Here is a 15,241-nt window from a genome sequence, read left to right as displayed (position 1 = left end):
GCGTCACTCATATTGCTGACGGTATTTGCGCACCACCACCAGGGCGATGACATTGAGCCCAAGGGTGATAACGAACAGTGTGAGGCCGAGGGCGAAGGCCACCAGCGATTGCGGGCTCGAGAAATCCATGTCGCCGGTCAGCTGATTGACAATGGTTACCGTAATAGTGGAAACGGCCTCGAAAGGATTGGCATGCAGTACCGGATTATTGCCGGCAGCCAGTACCACGATCATCGTCTCGCCGATGGCTCGGCTGGCGGCTAGCAGAAAGGCGCCGACGATTCCCGGCAGGGCCGCGGGAAGCACCACCTGACGAATCATTTCCGACTTCGTTGCGCCGAGACCCAGTGCGCCATCGCGCAGCGACTTGGGTACCTGGGTAATGATGTCATCGGACAGTGAGGAGACGAAGGGAATGATCATGATTCCCATCACCAGTCCTGCCGTCAGGGCGCTCGTGGCGCGGATGTTGATGCCTATCAGGTCGCCCAGCCCCGACAGGAAGGGGCCAATCACGATCAAGGCGAAGAAGCCATAGACAATGGTGGGGATACCGGCCAGGACCTCGATGACCGGCTTGGCAACGCTGCGCAGCCAAGGCGGTGCGTATTCGGCCATGTAGATAGCGGTCATCAGGCCCAGCGGAATCGCCACCAGCAGCGCAATCACGCTGATCATCACGGTGCCCCACAGCAGTGGCAGCAAACCGAACTGGCCCTGCCCCCCGCTACCGGCACTGCTGAAGCGTGGATTCCACACCGTACCGAAAAAGAACTCGGCCGGACTGATATAGCTGAAGAAGTGGACCGCCTCGCCAAGCAGCGACAGGACGATGCCCACCGTGGTCAGGATAGCGACACCGGAACTGAGCGCCAGAAGCGCCGTGATCACACGCTCGACATGATTGCGTGCCCGCAACTGCGGCGAGATTCGCCGCTGCGCCAGCACCAGGCCGACGACAGCCAAGACGGCCATACTCGCGAACATGGCGAGCCGTCCCATGCTTTCGAGGCGGGTCATCTGCTGGGCAGCGGCAATTTCGTAGGCCTCCACCTCGCCGGCCAACCCTTGGCCGGAAGCCAGCGCACCGATACGGCGCATCAGCGCCTGCATCTCGCGCTCGCTCAGGCCGGCCAGCTCCGGGGGTAGCTGGTTTACCACCAGCATCTCGATGATGGCATCCTGGAGCAGAAGCCAAACACCAAAAAGCAGCAGTGCCGGTAGCCCACACCAGAGGGCAACCAGCACACCATAATAGCCGGGCCGGGAATGCAGCCGCACCCCACCGTTTGCCACCGCCCTGCTGCGCGAAAGCCCTATCTGATAGGCCAACGCCATTACAATCAGCACGGTAGCGATCAAGACAAGGTTCATCGTCTCTCCAGCTTACGCTCTTGCGTACAGGTCGGGGGGCAGCACCGCCGCCCCCCGTGGCACCACGCCTGGCTTATTCGGCAGACACGGCTGTGCGCGCCTGGAACTTTTCCAGTGCCTGGGCACGCTCTTCGTCGTCCATCGGGATCAGGCCGGCATCTTCCAGCGGGCTGCCGTAACCGGAGATGGCGTCGCTGAGGAAGAACTCGGTGTACTCAGCCAGACCGGGGATCACATCGAGATGCTCGCCCTTGACATAGAAGAACAGGGGACGCGAAACCGGGTATTCACCGGAGCCGATGGTCTCGAGGCTCGGAGTCACGTCATTGACGGTAGCAACCTGCAGACGATCGCGGTTCTGGTCGTAGAAGCTCAAGCCGAACACACCGACCGCTTCGGCCTGGGCATCGAGGCGCGCCAGGGTCTCGGTGTAATCGCCAGCGATCTCGATGATGCGGCCGTCGCCACGCAGACTGTTACAGGCGTCGCCTTCGATCTCGGCATAGCTGTCGCAACCGGCGTGGAGCACCTTCTCTTCGAAGACTTCACGCGTGCCGTGGTTGGAGGCCGGAATGACCAGCACGATCTCCTGGTCAGGCAGGTCGCTGTCGATCTCGGACCAGCGGGTATAGGGGTTGTCGACCAGTTGGCCGTCCTGGGGAATTTGCGCAGCTGCAGCGGCAAACACGTGCTGCGGGGTCAGGGCGAATTCGCCACGATCGATACGCGAGGCGAAGACGATACCGTCGTAGCCGAACATGACTTCGAGAATGTCATTGACGCCGTTGGCGTTGCAGCTCTCGATCTCGCCCGAGCGAATCGCACGCGAGGCGTTGGCGATATCGATGGTGTTCTCGCCCACCCCCTGACAGAACTGACGCAGGCCACCGCTGGAACCGCCGGAGCCAACCACCGGAGTGTTGAACTGGGGGAAGGAAGCACCGAACTCCTCGGCAACGATGCTGGCAAAGGGCAGCACAGTGGAGGAACCGGCGATCTGAATGGTGTCGCGGGCCTGGGCGGCGGTCGTGAAACCGACGGCGAGGGAAGCGGCGATCGCCATGCTCAGTGTGCTCTTCTTGAAGCTCATCTTCACTATCCTCTCTGCGTTTTGATCCGGCAGACCCACGGCCTGGCGGTGTCGTGTTGGCTCGTTGGCCATTCGCAGGAGTGATTCTGCGGCGACTTGATTGCAGAAAGATGACAAGTGAACGGATCGTAACGACTGGGCTTACAGCAACAGCCCCAGCGCCGCCAGCGTGCACAGCGAGAGCGAGGCGCCCTGCAGCCGGCGGCGGTCCAGGCGATGGGCAATACGGTCGGCCAGTGCGTTGCCGGCCAGTACCGCCGGCAGGAACGTGAGCGCAAGCCCCAGGTGCCACGGGCGCACCTGGCCGGCTAGCAACAGGGTGACGAACGTCAGACTCGCCGTGATGATAAAGTAGGCGGCCAAATTGCCACGCAAGCGATCCGGGGACAGTCCATGCATCAGCAGCACCATGGGCGGCCCACCAATGGCGGCCACCGTACCGAAGATGCCCGACATCACACCGGCTCCGAACAGGCTTACCCGATTGACCGGTAGACGAAAACGAAACAGCGTCACCGCCACGGCAAACAGTACGCTAAAGGCAATCAGCTTCTCCAATAGCACCATGGGCGCAGCAAGCAGCAGCCACAAGCCAAGGGCATTGCCGGGCAGCCGCCCCAGTAACGCCATGCCGATTTCGCCGAGGCGGACCTCGTGCCGATAGTGGCGCACCGTCATCAGCGATACGGTGAGGCCAAAAAGCACCAGAATCACCGGCACCAGGCGCGGCTCGAGCATCAGCAACAACGGCGCACCGACCACCGCCAAGCCGAAGCCGGTGGCGCGCTGCACGAAGGCTCCCAACGCAAGCACCAGGGCGCAGCCCAGCCAGGCGCCGAGCGACATGTTGACCCACAGCAGCCAAGCCTCAGGCATGCTCGGCCCGAGCAGACAGCAGGCGCAACCCCAGGTTACCTGCCAGCGACGCCCCCAGCATGGTGGCCACCATGGGCCAGGCGCTATCGATCTGGAAGGCGCCCACCAGCACACCGGCCAGCGCACCGCAGGAGAACTGAATGCTGCCTTGCAGGGCCGCCGCGGTGGCGCTCATGTGATGAAAGTGGTCCAGCAGCGAAGAGATGGCGTTGGGGGCTACCAGGCCTATGGTGCCGGCGAACAACATGATCAGCGGCACCATCGTCCACAACGATTCCAGTCCGGTGGCGACCAACAGGGCGAGACCGGCTGCCGCCGCCAGTTGAATGGCCAACCCCAGGCGGAGATTTTGCTGCGGACTGCGCCGGCGCAGCAGGCGAATGTTGAGGCGATTGGAAGCCGCCATGGTCACCACGTTGACGCCGAACAGCAACGGATAGAGCCCCGGACTCAGCCCGTAATGGTCCAGGTAGAGAAAAGGCGAGGCGGTAATGAAGGCGAACAAACCGGCAAAGGACATGGAAGCCGCACACACATAGCCCATGGCCTCGCGGTGTCGCAACACGCTGGCGTAGTTGCCCAGCATTTGGCGCGGCGAAGCGACGGGTGATCCTGGCGCCCGGGTCTCCGGCAGTTGCGTGCCCATTAGCCACATCAGGAAGGCGGCATAGCCGGCCAGGAAGACGAAGATCAGCCACCAGTCGCCCAGGTAGAGCAACCCGCTGCCCACTACCGGCGCCACCAGAGGCGCTAGCAGCATGATGATTGCCATGGTCGACATCACCTTGGCGGCTTCCCGGCCGCTGAAGCAGTCCCGCACGATGGCCGCCGAGTTGACCACCGTGGCCCCTCCGCCCAGCGCCTGCACAAAGCGCCACGCCAGCAATTCCGTCAAAGAATCGACGGTCGTGATCACCAGGCTAGCCAGGAGGAAGGCCACCAGGCCACCCAGCAGCACCGGCTTGCGTCCCACCCGGTCGGAGAGCGGCCCGAACAGCAGCTGGCCCAGGGCGAAACCGGCCAGGAAAGCGCTCAAGGAAAGCTCGGTATGATGAATGCTGGCGCCGATGCTATCGGCCAATGCCGACATGGCGGGGAGATAGGCATCGATGGCGAAAGGCGCCAGTGCCGTGTTGGTTGCCACCAACAGGGCCACGCGTCGAGGAGAAAGGGTCAAGTCAGCTCCATTGCGACATCAAAAAGATAGGTGGCTAATAATACTAGCATGACGAGGCAATACCTCACCTCCGTTCGTATCCCTCTCGTGCCACGAAATGAAACATTAGCCTTCTATCATGGTTCCCGAGTGTCTCGACAACCAACGCTTCGTAGGGAATCCAAGTGACGCGACGACAGGAAATCTCGATCCGCCACGTCAGCTTCGCCATGCTGGCACTGGTGACACTTTTGCTACTGGCTTTCGGGCTTTTGACTTGGAGCGTGATGCAGCAGAGTCGACATGACCTGGCCGAGCTGGAACGGCTCAATGTCCAACAGGCCTCGATGCTGAATCGACTTCATGTTGCCAGTCTGGCAGGGCTCAATCGGATGGACCGAGCCCTGGAAAGGCAACTGCGCCCTTCCCTGGGCGATCCGATCGCTGCCTTGCAGGCCGTAGAGGAAGAACTCGACGAAATGATGGCGTCGCACGGGGCCTTCATGGAAGCCACACGATCGACCCCGCATCCGGCACTGCGTGACACGCTTAACACGCATACCGAAGGTTTGCTCGACATCATGCAGCAACAGCTCTCGGCGATACGAACGGGCGATCGCAGCCATTATCGTCAGCTGACGCTGGAAGCGGTCGAGATAAGCCAAGCGTTGACGGATAGCGCCCGGCGCTTTTATGCCGTCGCCGACCAGCAAGGTGTTGGCCTGCTGCGCCATGCTGAGCAGCAAGCCAGACGTTTCGGATGGCTGCTGGCGATTGGATTGATGTTAGCGTCAGGCGTACTGGCTCTCATGGCCTGGCTGGGTCAGCGCTACGTTCTCGTGCCGCTACGGGAGATGGTGGATCATTTCCGCACCATCGCCAGCGGCAACCTCACCGGGCACATCACAGCAAGGGGCCTCAGTGAAGTTCGTCAGCTCTTTCAGGAACTGTCAGGTATGCAGCAGTCCCTCGTGCTCACGGTGAGCCACCTTCATGGTACCAGCCAGCATGTGCTCGATAGCGCCGAGCGGCTGGCCCAGGGCAACCAGACACTCGCCTCGCAGACCCGCCAACAGGGAGCGGCTCTTGACCGCACAGCCACGCAACTGGACGAGCTCACCCATAACGTGACGCACAATGCCGAGAGCGCCAATCAGGCTAACCAGCTAGCTAATTTGGCCCTCGACAAGGCGAGACAGGGTGAAGCCGTCATGGATCGCTTCGTCGATACCATGGAAGAGATCAATGAGCGCGCCAGCCAGGTCAATGCCATCGTAGACCTGATCGATGCCCTTGCCTTCCAGACTAACATTCTGGCCCTCAATGCCTCGGTTGAGGCCGCGCGGGCCGGAGATCAAGGTCGGGGATTCGCCGTCGTCGCTGGCGAAGTGCGCTCGCTGGCCTCGCGTAGCGCAGAAGCTGCCCACAAGATTCGAGACCTGCTGACGGCATCGCGCGACAGCGTTCAGCGTGGCAATGCGCTATCGAGCCATGCCAGCCAGGGCATGGCGGAGATCGTTCACTCCATCGCCAAAGTTCAGCGACTGATGGAGCAGATCGATTCCGCCTCCCAGGGCCAACACGAAGGTATCGGCAAACTCAACCGAGCCATGGACGAGATGAAGGCAGTGACCCAGGATAACGGCTCCCTTGTGAGCCTCTCCACTCAGGATGCCCATGCGTTGCGCGAGAAGGCGGAGCAGATGAGAGCCCACGCCGGACGCTTCATTATCGACTCTCGACAATCGCGCGATTTTACCGAAGCTATCCGAGAGTGGGAACCACGCGTGCTGGCTTCACCTCCCCGCTTGCGGGATGCAGAAGAAGCCATGGCCTTGCTAAAGTGAGAGAGACCATCACCCCATCGAGGATTAGGCATGGCAGAGGATCTGCTGACTCAACTCAAGGCGATGAGCACCGTCGTGGCCGATACCGGCGACATTGACGCCATTCGTCGCTTCCAGCCCACCGATGCGACCACGAACCCCTCGCTGATTCTCCAGGCGGCCCAGCACGAGGCTCGCCGCGAACGGCTCGCCGCTATCGCCCGTCAGGCGACCGACATCGATGACGCGCTGGATGCCGTCGCGGTGGAAATCGGCAGCGAGATCAGCAGCCTGGTACCGGGCTTCGTATCGACAGAAGTGAGCGCCCGGCTCTCCTTCGATACTGAGGCCACTCTCTCCCGTGCCCGTTCGCTGATCGAGCGCTATGATCGTCACGGCATCGGCCCCGAGCGGATCCTGATCAAGGTCGCCTCGACGTGGGAAGGGATTCGCGCCGCCCGGCAGTTGGAGCGTGAAGGGATTCACTGCAACCTAACCCTGCTGTTCAGCTTCGCTCAGGCGCAAGCCTGTGCCGATGCCGGCGTGACGCTGGTTTCCCCTTTCGTTGGGCGCATCCTCGACTGGTACCGGGCGGAGTGGCCGGATGCCGATTTCATGGGCGACAACGACCCGGGAGTCAAGTCGGTCAAGCGTATCTACGAGCATTACAAGGGACATGGCTACGGCACCATCGTGATGGGCGCGAGCTTCCGCAATGCGGGCGAGATCCTGGCGCTTGCCGGCTGCGACCGTCTGACTCTCTCTCCCGCTCTGCTGAGTGAACTGGCCGAGACCGAGGGACGGCTTGAACGCAAGCTGGTTGCCAACGATGCCGAAACCTCGCCACCCGAGCCTCTGGACGAAACCGAGTTTCGCTGGGAAATGAACGAAGACGCCATGGCCACCGAGAAGTTGGCCGAGGGAATACGCAAGTTCGCCGACGATCAGCGCAAGCTGGAAAAATTGCTGGCCGAGCTGCGCCAAGGCTAACGCCGACCGCCGGCAGGTTAGCCTGCCGGCCCGTTGACGTGCGTTCCGTCAGCCATCTCAGTGATTGGGATGCGAGGCTTCCTGCGCCTCGAGCATCTCGACCAGCGGCTGGAACTCCTCTCGGTTGTGCTCGTTCATGCGCATCAGAATACGATGCGCCTCGAGGATGCGTCGACGCGTCTCCTCGAGATCGGCGGGAATCTCCGGCAGATCGCAGAGTTCGCAAGTCTCGGTGAGCGGAGCCTTCACCATGGCGAAGAACTGGGCGAAGCCCATCACCTCGAGCATGCGTCTGACGTCGGGGTTGTCGACCACGATGGTCGGTTTGTAGACGATTTGATCCTTGACCGCCATGGCCACCTTGGCCAGGAAACCCAGCGCGGTGGAGTCGACGTTGGTCGCCTCGCGTAAATCGATTATCAGGGACTGCAGCCCCGGGGTACGAGCGAGCTGTTGGGCCTGAGTGTCCAGCGTCGCACAGAGCGTCAAGCGAACGTCGCCGCATAGCTTGAGCATGAAGACACCGGAGTCGAACGCCGCCTTGACGCGGCCCTCATTCGTGATCATTGCCAAATCCGCTCAACATCATGATCGTCAGGTCATCGGGCAAGTCCTGACCGCCGCTACCCTCCCCTTCGGCATCGATGTCGGGGGGAATGCCTAGCGCCAGGCTATCGCGAAGCCGTTCCAACGACGTACAGGTCAGAACACGTTGCTCGAGTTCCCTGAGCCGCATGTCGAGCGTATCGCCCGGCAGACACTCCAGTATTCCATCCGAACACAACCATAACCGGAAGTTCGCCGGTAACCTATACGTCAAACGTGGATATTCCACGTTGGGGAACAGCCCCACGGGCATCCCCTCGCCCGGTAGCGCCGTCACCTCGCCATCGGCCACCAGCAGCGGCTTCGGCAATTGGGCACCCAGCGAATAGTGGAGACAGCGTTCCTCATGGTCAATGACCCCGACGAACAATGTCGCGTGCTTGCCGATGCCGGTATCGAGCAGTTCGCGATTGAGCGCCGCCAACCAGCGTGACGGAAGATGCTCGGGCCGTTCGGCATTCCACTCGATGAGCCAGCGATTGCTCAGATACTTGAGCAAGACCGTGACGAACGCGGACGAGGCCCCGTGTCCGGACACATCGGCAAAGTAGAACAGCGTGAAACGTTCGTCAAAGCGCTGAAAATCGAGGAAGTCGCCCGACAGGTAAAGCGAAGGAATCAACCAGTAGTCGCATGTCACTCCACCAACGGTCTGCGGGTGGGGCGGCAGCAGCTTGCGCTGGATATGTCCTCCCGCCTGCTGATCCAGCCGCAGCAGCGCGAGATGCGTCTCGAGGCTCTCGTTGAGTTCCTCCAGATGCGCATTGAGCTGAGCGAGCCGTTCGCGGTCGCGTTCACGCTCTTTTTCCAGCCGATGCAGTTCGATCGCCTTGCGGATCATCCGTCGCAACAACGGGCCATGCCGCATCGGTTCGACGACGTAGTCCACCAGGCCCACGTCGATCGCCGTCAACAGGTCGGCATCGAGGCGGGAATCGCTGACCACGACGGTGGGTAGCCGTTCGGTCAGGCTCGACCAAGCCAGACTGGGCACGGCCTGGGCATGGGCCACGACCAGCGCCGTCTCAGCCGGCAACTCCTCCAGACGCTCTGCGGCGAACACGGCCAAACCATCCCGGGCAATGGTATCGGCCAGGGCGTCGCGGTAAGCGCCCGGCTCATCGAGTACACCAATCAACGGCTTGGGTACATCCATCGGCTCAGGCCTCAGTCTGCGGAACCGGCTTCGTCGAGTGCGGAATCGTCGAAATCGGCGTCATCGAAATCCGAATCGTCGAACTCGAAATCATCGCTGGCAAACGGATCGTCGCCCAGCTCGCCATCGCTCACCTCGAAGCGGCGTCGCTGCAGATACGCATCACGAATGAAGACATAGCGGTCGCCGCGGATCAGTTCCTCCTGGTCGAGCAGGCCGGCGCGTATGTCGACGACGCGCAGTGCGGTCAGGCCTATGCGCACCTTGTCGTCTTCGACATAAGTCAGCGGATAGGTGTACATATCCAAAGGCAAGCCGGACGTATCGCGGACCGTGCTGGGCCCGAGGAACGGCAGCACCAGATAGGGCCCCTCTCCCACGCCCCAGGCGCCAAGCGTTTGACCAAAGTCCTCTTCCTCGGCGGTAATCCCCATAGGCGTGGCAAAATCCCACAGCCCGCCGATCCCCACCGTGGTGTTGATGAGGAAGCGCGAGGTGGAGAGACCGGCATTGGCGGGCTTGCCCTGCAGCAGGCTATTGAGCGCGGTGCGGATCTCGCCGAGGTTGGAGAAGAAATTGCCGATGCCGGTCTGTACCGGCTCGGGCGTAACGGTACGATAGCCACGCGCCACAGGCTTGAGCACCGCGCGGTCGATCGCCTCGTTGAAGCTGAATACGCGACGGTTGAATCCCTCCCAGGGGTCGTCGGGATGGCGATCCTCGACGGCCACTCGTCCGGCGCAGCCGGCCAGCATGGCCACCGCCGCCAGGGCGACCAGGGCCCGGAAAAGAAAGCCGGTCTGCTTAACGACCATCGGCTGAGTCTCCTGCAGGTTACCGTAAGCGAGGCATCACTGCCGACGCACCACAACGCAGCCGGCACTGTACCCGGCCCCGAACGAGCAGACCACCCCTACCTCGCCCGATGCCAGATCGGCATGGTGCAAGTGGAAGGCGATGATCGATCCCGCCGAGCTGGTGTTGGCATAGCGATCCAGAATGATGGGCGCCTGTCCGGGCTTGGGGTCGTGCCCCAGCACGCGCCGGGCGATCAGGTCGTTCATGTGATGATTGGCCTGATGCAGCCACAGGCGCGACAGCTCGCCGCCGCCCAGCCCAAGGCTTTCGAGATGATCGTTGATCAGTGCCGCCACCATGGGACAGACTTCCTTGAAGACGCGTCTGCCCTCCTGCACGAACAACTTGTCACTGGCCAGTGGATCGCTGTCCGTGACCCGGTTGAGAAAACCGGCATTGTTACGGATGGCGTTGGAGAAGCGCGTGGCGAGGCGCGTGCCGAGGATCTCGAAGCGAACGCTGGCCGTGGCCAGCTCAGCATCCTCCAATACGACGGCGGTGCAGGCGTCACCGAAAATAAAATGGCTGTCCCGGTCGCGAAAGTTGAGGTGCGCCGAGCAGATTTCGGGGTTCACTACCAGGGCGCGGCGGATGTTGCCGCCGCGGATGGCGCAGGCGGCAAGGTCGATGGCAAAGGTGGCCGAACTGCACGCCACGTTCATGTCGAAAGCATGCCCCTGAGTCCCCAATTGCGCCTGCAGTTCGACGGCAACCGCCGGGTAGGCCCGTTCCAGATTGGAGCAGGCCACGATCACCATGTCGATGTCACCGGGCGCGACGCCGGCCGTCTCCAGCGCCTGGCGCGCGGCGATCAAGCCCATTTCGCACTGGACCGAAGGCTCGTCGTTGCTGCGCGACGGCAGTCGCGGACGCATCCGCTCAGGGTCGAGGATGCCGGCGGCATCCAGCACGTAGCGGCTGTGAATGCCGGAAGCCTTGACGATGAATTCGCTGCTCGAATGTTGTAGCGGCTCGCGCTCACCCGCCTCGATGGCGGCGGCATGGCGCACGTTTTCCGCGTCCACCCAGGCATTGAACGAAGCTACCAGCGCCTCGTTGTCGATGGCGTGCTCCGGTGTGAAGAGTCCCGTACCGGTAATCAGCACCTCTGTCATGTTCGTCTCCCTCGTGCGGCCGCAGGACCGCTGACTGTACGCCGGCGAACCGACGCCTTATATCGCTTATCGGCGCGGCGCGGTCATGCTTGATCGTGCCCCACCAGCTCCGCCCAGCGACGCTCGAGGCGCTTGACGGAGACAGGCATGCGGGTACCGAGCTGCTGGGCGAACAGCGATACCCGCAGTTCCTCTATCCACCAACCGAACTCGACCAGCTCGGGATCCTCGTGGCCACCGCGACGCTGGCTCGCTCTGCGCGCGGCGAGCCGGGCCTCGAAGTCCTGAACCGCCTGCATGTTCATCTGATCGCGCATACGCTCGCGCGGCGCCTTCTCCAGCCGGATCGATGCCGCTTCCATATAGCGCGGATACTCCTCGAGCCAGTCGCCCGCCTCGAGCACGAAGCCGGGATGCACCAGCCGCTGCATCTGCGCCTTGATATCACTGTAAACCAGCGCCAGCGCCAGACTCAGGTTGCCCTTCAGCGCCTTGGCGACGGCAAAATGCCCCTCCAGGGCCTTCTTGAGGATCGCCACCAGTCCTTCGGCATTGGGTATCAGCTCGGCGCGCGTCGCGTCGAGCCGTGTCGTCAGCTCCGCGGCGGAGCGCGGCAATGGTGCCTGAGCCACGGTACGAGCAAATACCGCCTCCACGACATCCTCGACCAGTTCCTGCTTGCTGCCCACCCTGGTAAACAGCAGGGCACAAGTCTCGAGCCCCTTGACACGCCGAATGGCACGCGCCTGATCGGGAAGACGTGCCATGGCCAGACGTACCACGCCCCGGCGGTGGGCATGCTCGGCCTTGCCGGGATGATCGTACAGCTCGATGCGAAACGCCTCGCCTTCGGGCACCAGCGCCGGATAGGCCTCGACGCGGATACCGGCTTGGTTCGTCACGCGCGAATCCGGCAATGGCGTCTCGGGCAGGTCGGTCACGCTGGGCGCATCGCCGACCTCGGCGGCCAGCGCCCGGGCTCCCTCGCCTGCCGCCGCCTCGAAGCGTCGCTCGAGTTCACGCACGTCCCGCCCCTGTCCCAGCTCGCGCCCCTCATGATCGACGACGCGCAAATTGAGGATCAGGTGCGGCTCAAGCTGGTCGACGCGCCAATCGTCCGGATGAACGCGGGCTCCGGTACGGCGGCGCAGGAACTCACCCAACGCTTCGGTAAGGGGAGCGTCGTCGGGCGTGAGCGTCTCCAACGCGGCATCGACCCAATCGGGAATCGGCACGACCTGACGCCTGATCGATTTGGGCAGCGACTTGAGCAGAGCGATGCATTTCTCGCGCAGTAACCCCGGCACCAGCCACTCCAGTCGCGCCCTTGGCAGCTGCGATAACATGGCCGCCGGTACCGTCAAGGTCACACCGTCGTCGGGCGCGCCAGGCTCGAAACGATAGCTGAGCGGATAGTGCACGCCGCTCAGCAGCAATGCATCGGGAAACTGGGCCTGGGTCACTTCCCCGGCCTCACGGGCCAGCAGCGCGGCGCGATCGAACTTGAGAATGCCGGGATCGCCACGCTCGACTTGCTTGCGCCAGGCCTCGAAGCCCTTACCGTTGTGAACGTCCTCGGGAATGCGCTCGTCGTAGAAGGCGAACAGCGTCTCCTCGTCGACCAGTATGTCGCGCTTGCGGGCGCGATCCTCGAGGTCCTCGACCTCCGCTATCAGAGCGCGATTGTAGGCGAAGAATTCACCCTTGGTACGGAATTCCCCTTCGACCAGAGCGCGACGGATGAACAGCTCGCGTGCCTCCTGCGGGTCGATGGGTCCGTAGTGCACGCTTCGCCCCGAGACGATGGGCAGACCGAATAGCGTCACCTGCTCCTTGGCTACGACCTGGGCGCGCTTCATCTCCCAGTGGGGCTCGCTGTAGCTGCGCTTGACCAGATGTCCTGCCAACGGCTCGATCCACTGCGGTTCGACCTTGGCCACCATGCGCGCAAACAGCCGGGTGGTTTCCACCAGCTCGAAGGCCATCAACCACTTGGGCGATCTCTTCGCCAGCCCCGAGCCGGGGTGGATGACGAACTTGCGATTGCGCGCCCCCAGGTATTCGCGGTTCTCGGTGAGTACGCCCAGGTGCGAAAGCAGCCCAGTGAGCAGTGCCTTGTGCAGCTGCACGGCACTGTGCCGGCGTGCCTGATGCCGCGCCCGTTCGTCATCGGGCAGAGGCGTCGGCGGCGGCACCTCGATCTCCATGTCACGCAGCAGCTGGCGCAACTGGCGAAAGGTGTCGTGCCACTCGCGCAGGCGCAGGTAATTGAGGTAGTGCTCCTTACACCAGCGCCGCAGACGATTGCCGGAGAGTTCGTCGCGGGCGGCCTCGAAGCCGTGCCACAGGTTGAGCAGCGCAACGAAATCGGAGTCGGGATCCTGCCAGCGCCGATGGGCCTGGTCGGCAGCCTCGCGCTTCTCCGCGGGGCGGTCGCGTGGGTCCTGCACGGCCAGTGCCGAAACAACGATCAGTACCTCTCGCAACCCTCCCTGCTCGGCACCGGCCAGTACCATCCGCGCCAACCGCGGGTCAATCGGCAGCCGGGCGAGCCGGCGCCCCACCGCTGTCAGCCGGTCGGATGCGTCCACCGCTCCCAGCTCGAACAACAAGCGGAAGCCGTCCTTGATGAAGCGCGAGTCGGGCGGGTCGACGAAGGGGAAGCGCTCGATGTCGCCGAGCCCCAGCGACAGCATCGACAGGATCACCGAGGCCAGGTTGGTACGACGAATTTCAGGGTCGGTGAACTCGGGGCGGGAGAGAAAATCCTCTTCGGCGTAGAGGCGAATGCATACCCCTTCCGCCACCCGCCCGCAGCGGCCCTTGCGCTGATCGGCACTGGCCCGGCTGACCGGTTCTACTGGCAGACGCTGGATCTTGGCGCGATAGCTGTAGCGACTGATGCGCACCAGCCCCGGATCGATCACATAGCGAATGCCGGGCACGGTGAGCGACGTCTCGGCGACGTTGGTCGCCAGCACGATACGCCGCCCCGCATGCGGAGCGAAGACGCGATTCTGCTCGGCATTGGACAGGCGTGCGTAGAGCGGCAGGATCTCGGTTCCCTTGAGGTCGGCGCGGCGAAGGATGTCGGCAGCTTCGCGGATCTCGCGCTCGCCGGGCAGGAACACCAGGATGTCCCGCGGTCCGTGGAACCAGCGCTTGTCGCGCTCGATCCGCTCGATCTCCTCCACGGCGTAGAGGATGCCCTCCTGCAGGGTGCGATCGGCCTCGTCGTCGGCCTCGCGCACCAGCGGACGGTAGCGCACCTCCACCGGATAGGTACGCCCCGACACCTCCACCACCGGGGCGGGCACGGGCTCGCCGTTTTCCCCGGGCAGGGCGAAATGCCGAGCGAAGCGCTCCACGTCGATGGTCGCCGAGGTAATGATCAGCTTGAGGTCGGGGCGTCGCGGCAGCAACCGCTTGAGGTAGCCGAGCAGGAAGTCGATGTTGAGGCTACGCTCATGGGCCTCGTCGATGATGATCGCCTCGTAGCGCGAAAGCTCGGGGTCGTGGCGGGTTTCGGCCAGCAGGATACCGTCGGTCATCAGCTTGACCAACGTATCGTCGCCGGTCTGGTCGGTGAAGCGCACTTGGTAGCCGACCTGATCGCCGAGGGGCACCTCGAGCTCCTCGGCCAACCGTGACGCCACCGAACGCGCCGCTAAACGACGCGGCTGGGTATGGCCGACCAGACCGCGACGTCCCAGGCCGAGTTCCAGGCACAGCTTGGGCAGTTGGGTCGTCTTGCCCGAACCGGTCTCTCCGGCCACCACCACCACCTGATGCTCGCGCAGCGCGGCGAGGATATCCTCGCGGCGCTCGGCAACCGGCAGCTCAGGGGGATAGTTCAACGTCACCGGCTGGGTGCCGCGCCTTGCTGCCAGCGCCGCAGAGCGTTCCATGCCGCGCGCCACCTCGGCCAGCCCGCGATCCACCGGCTTGCCCTCGCGGATACGGCGGTTCAGCCCGCTCAGCCTGCGCTCGAGCGCTGCGCGATCGCGCAGCATGACCTCGCCCAACGCACGCTGCAGGCGCTCGAACTCTGCCTTGTCGCCGGCGGCGACGGAACCGGATGCGATATTCACCACGCTCCTCTAGCCAAGCCTCTTGCCAAGCAAAAACCTGCCCGCTCCGGAAAATTCCGGAGCGGGCAGGTCATTGTAACGCCGGGAGCCGGGCGGCGGCCAA

11 protein-coding genes are annotated in these 15,241 nt (G+C 63.3%); 2 read left to right on the top strand and 9 right to left on the bottom strand.

The window, feature by feature from the left end:
• Positions 1 to 3 precede the first annotated feature (3 nt).
• From pstC to F0A17_RS14805, 4 genes are all read right to left on the bottom strand, one after another.
• Positions 4 to 1,374, bottom strand: coding sequence for a phosphate ABC transporter permease subunit PstC (pstC, locus tag F0A17_RS14820; protein ID WP_149329111.1), 1,371 nt, complete (start codon positions 1,372 to 1,374; stop codon positions 4 to 6).
• A 73-nt stretch (positions 1,375 to 1,447) separates the two neighbouring features.
• Positions 1,448 to 2,464 (bottom strand): substrate-binding domain-containing protein, encoded by a 1,017-nt coding sequence (locus F0A17_RS14815; protein ID WP_149329110.1) that lies wholly within the window; start codon positions 2,462 to 2,464, stop codon positions 1,448 to 1,450.
• Between the two features lie 141 nt (positions 2,465 to 2,605).
• Entirely contained in the window at positions 2,606 to 3,340 is a 735-nt protein-coding gene (locus F0A17_RS14810; protein ID WP_149329109.1) for a sulfite exporter TauE/SafE family protein, read from the bottom strand.
• Entirely contained in the window at positions 3,333 to 4,517 is a 1,185-nt protein-coding gene (locus tag F0A17_RS14805; protein ID WP_149329108.1) for a Bcr/CflA family multidrug efflux MFS transporter, read from the bottom strand. The genes F0A17_RS14810 and F0A17_RS14805 overlap by 8 nt, the downstream gene beginning before the upstream one ends.
• Before the next feature lie 164 nt (positions 4,518 to 4,681).
• Between F0A17_RS14805 and F0A17_RS14800 the strand changes: the two genes are divergently transcribed.
• Together F0A17_RS14800 and tal are read left to right on the top strand one after the other, a co-directional pair.
• The gene (locus F0A17_RS14800; protein ID WP_228716917.1) at positions 4,682 to 6,343 is read left to right on the top strand and encodes a methyl-accepting chemotaxis protein; all 1,662 of its coding nucleotides are present in this window, start codon (positions 4,682 to 4,684) and stop codon (positions 6,341 to 6,343) included.
• 30 nt (positions 6,344 to 6,373) lie between these two features.
• Positions 6,374 to 7,312, top strand: a complete 939-nt coding sequence (gene tal / locus F0A17_RS14795; RefSeq protein ID WP_149329107.1) for a transaldolase — start codon at positions 6,374 to 6,376, stop codon at positions 7,310 to 7,312.
• Between the two features lie 57 nt (positions 7,313 to 7,369).
• Here the strand turns inward: tal and F0A17_RS14790 are convergent, their stop codons facing one another.
• From F0A17_RS14790 to hrpA, 5 genes are all read right to left on the bottom strand, one after another.
• A complete protein-coding gene (locus F0A17_RS14790) occupies positions 7,370 to 7,879 on the bottom strand; it encodes an STAS domain-containing protein (RefSeq protein WP_149329106.1) in 510 nt (169 codons plus the stop codon).
• Positions 7,866 to 9,074 carry a PP2C family protein-serine/threonine phosphatase gene (locus F0A17_RS14785; protein WP_149329105.1) on the bottom strand — a complete coding sequence of 403 codons (1,209 nt, stop codon included), beginning with the start codon at positions 9,072 to 9,074 and terminating at the stop codon, positions 7,866 to 7,868. The genes F0A17_RS14790 and F0A17_RS14785 overlap by 14 nt, the downstream gene beginning before the upstream one ends.
• Positions 9,075 to 9,085: 11 nt before the next feature.
• Entirely contained in the window at positions 9,086 to 9,889 is an 804-nt protein-coding gene (locus F0A17_RS14780; RefSeq protein ID WP_149329104.1) for an MlaA family lipoprotein, read from the bottom strand.
• A 36-nt stretch (positions 9,890 to 9,925) separates the two neighbouring features.
• Positions 9,926 to 11,047 (bottom strand): beta-ketoacyl-ACP synthase III, encoded by a 1,122-nt coding sequence (locus tag F0A17_RS14775; protein ID WP_149329103.1) that lies wholly within the window; start codon positions 11,045 to 11,047, stop codon positions 9,926 to 9,928.
• 83 nt (positions 11,048 to 11,130) lie between these two features.
• Positions 11,131 to 15,132, bottom strand: coding sequence for an ATP-dependent RNA helicase HrpA (hrpA, locus tag F0A17_RS14770; RefSeq protein ID WP_422671007.1), 4,002 nt, complete (start codon positions 15,130 to 15,132; stop codon positions 11,131 to 11,133).
• Between the last annotated feature and the right edge of the window lie 109 nt (positions 15,133 to 15,241).

The sequence above is a fragment of the Billgrantia pellis genome, assembly GCF_008297955.1.
Classification (GTDB): Bacteria; Pseudomonadota; Gammaproteobacteria; order Pseudomonadales; family Halomonadaceae; genus Halomonas; species Halomonas pellis.
The sequence above is the reverse complement of the archived record's forward strand: the minus strand, read 5'-3'. Positions and strand labels throughout refer to the sequence as shown.

Coding starts and splice junctions, on each gene's coding strand:
- pstC (WP_149329111.1), bottom strand. CDS start 1,374: ATGAACCTTGTCTTGATCGCTACCGTGCTGATTGTAATGGCGTTGGCC.
- F0A17_RS14815 (WP_149329110.1), bottom strand. CDS start 2,464: ATGAGCTTCAAGAAGAGCACACTGAGCATGGCGATCGCCGCTTCCCTC.
- F0A17_RS14810 (WP_149329109.1), bottom strand. CDS start 3,340: ATGCCTGAGGCTTGGCTGCTGTGGGTCAACATGTCGCTCGGCGCCTGG.
- tal (WP_149329107.1), top strand. CDS start 6,374: ATGGCAGAGGATCTGCTGACTCAACTCAAGGCGATGAGCACCGTCGTG.
- F0A17_RS14790 (WP_149329106.1), bottom strand. CDS start 7,879: ATGATCACGAATGAGGGCCGCGTCAAGGCGGCGTTCGACTCCGGTGTC.
- F0A17_RS14785 (WP_149329105.1), bottom strand. CDS start 9,074: ATGGATGTACCCAAGCCGTTGATTGGTGTACTCGATGAGCCGGGCGCT.
- F0A17_RS14780 (WP_149329104.1), bottom strand. CDS start 9,889: ATGGTCGTTAAGCAGACCGGCTTTCTTTTCCGGGCCCTGGTCGCCCTG.
- F0A17_RS14775 (WP_149329103.1), bottom strand. CDS start 11,047: ATGACAGAGGTGCTGATTACCGGTACGGGACTCTTCACACCGGAGCAC.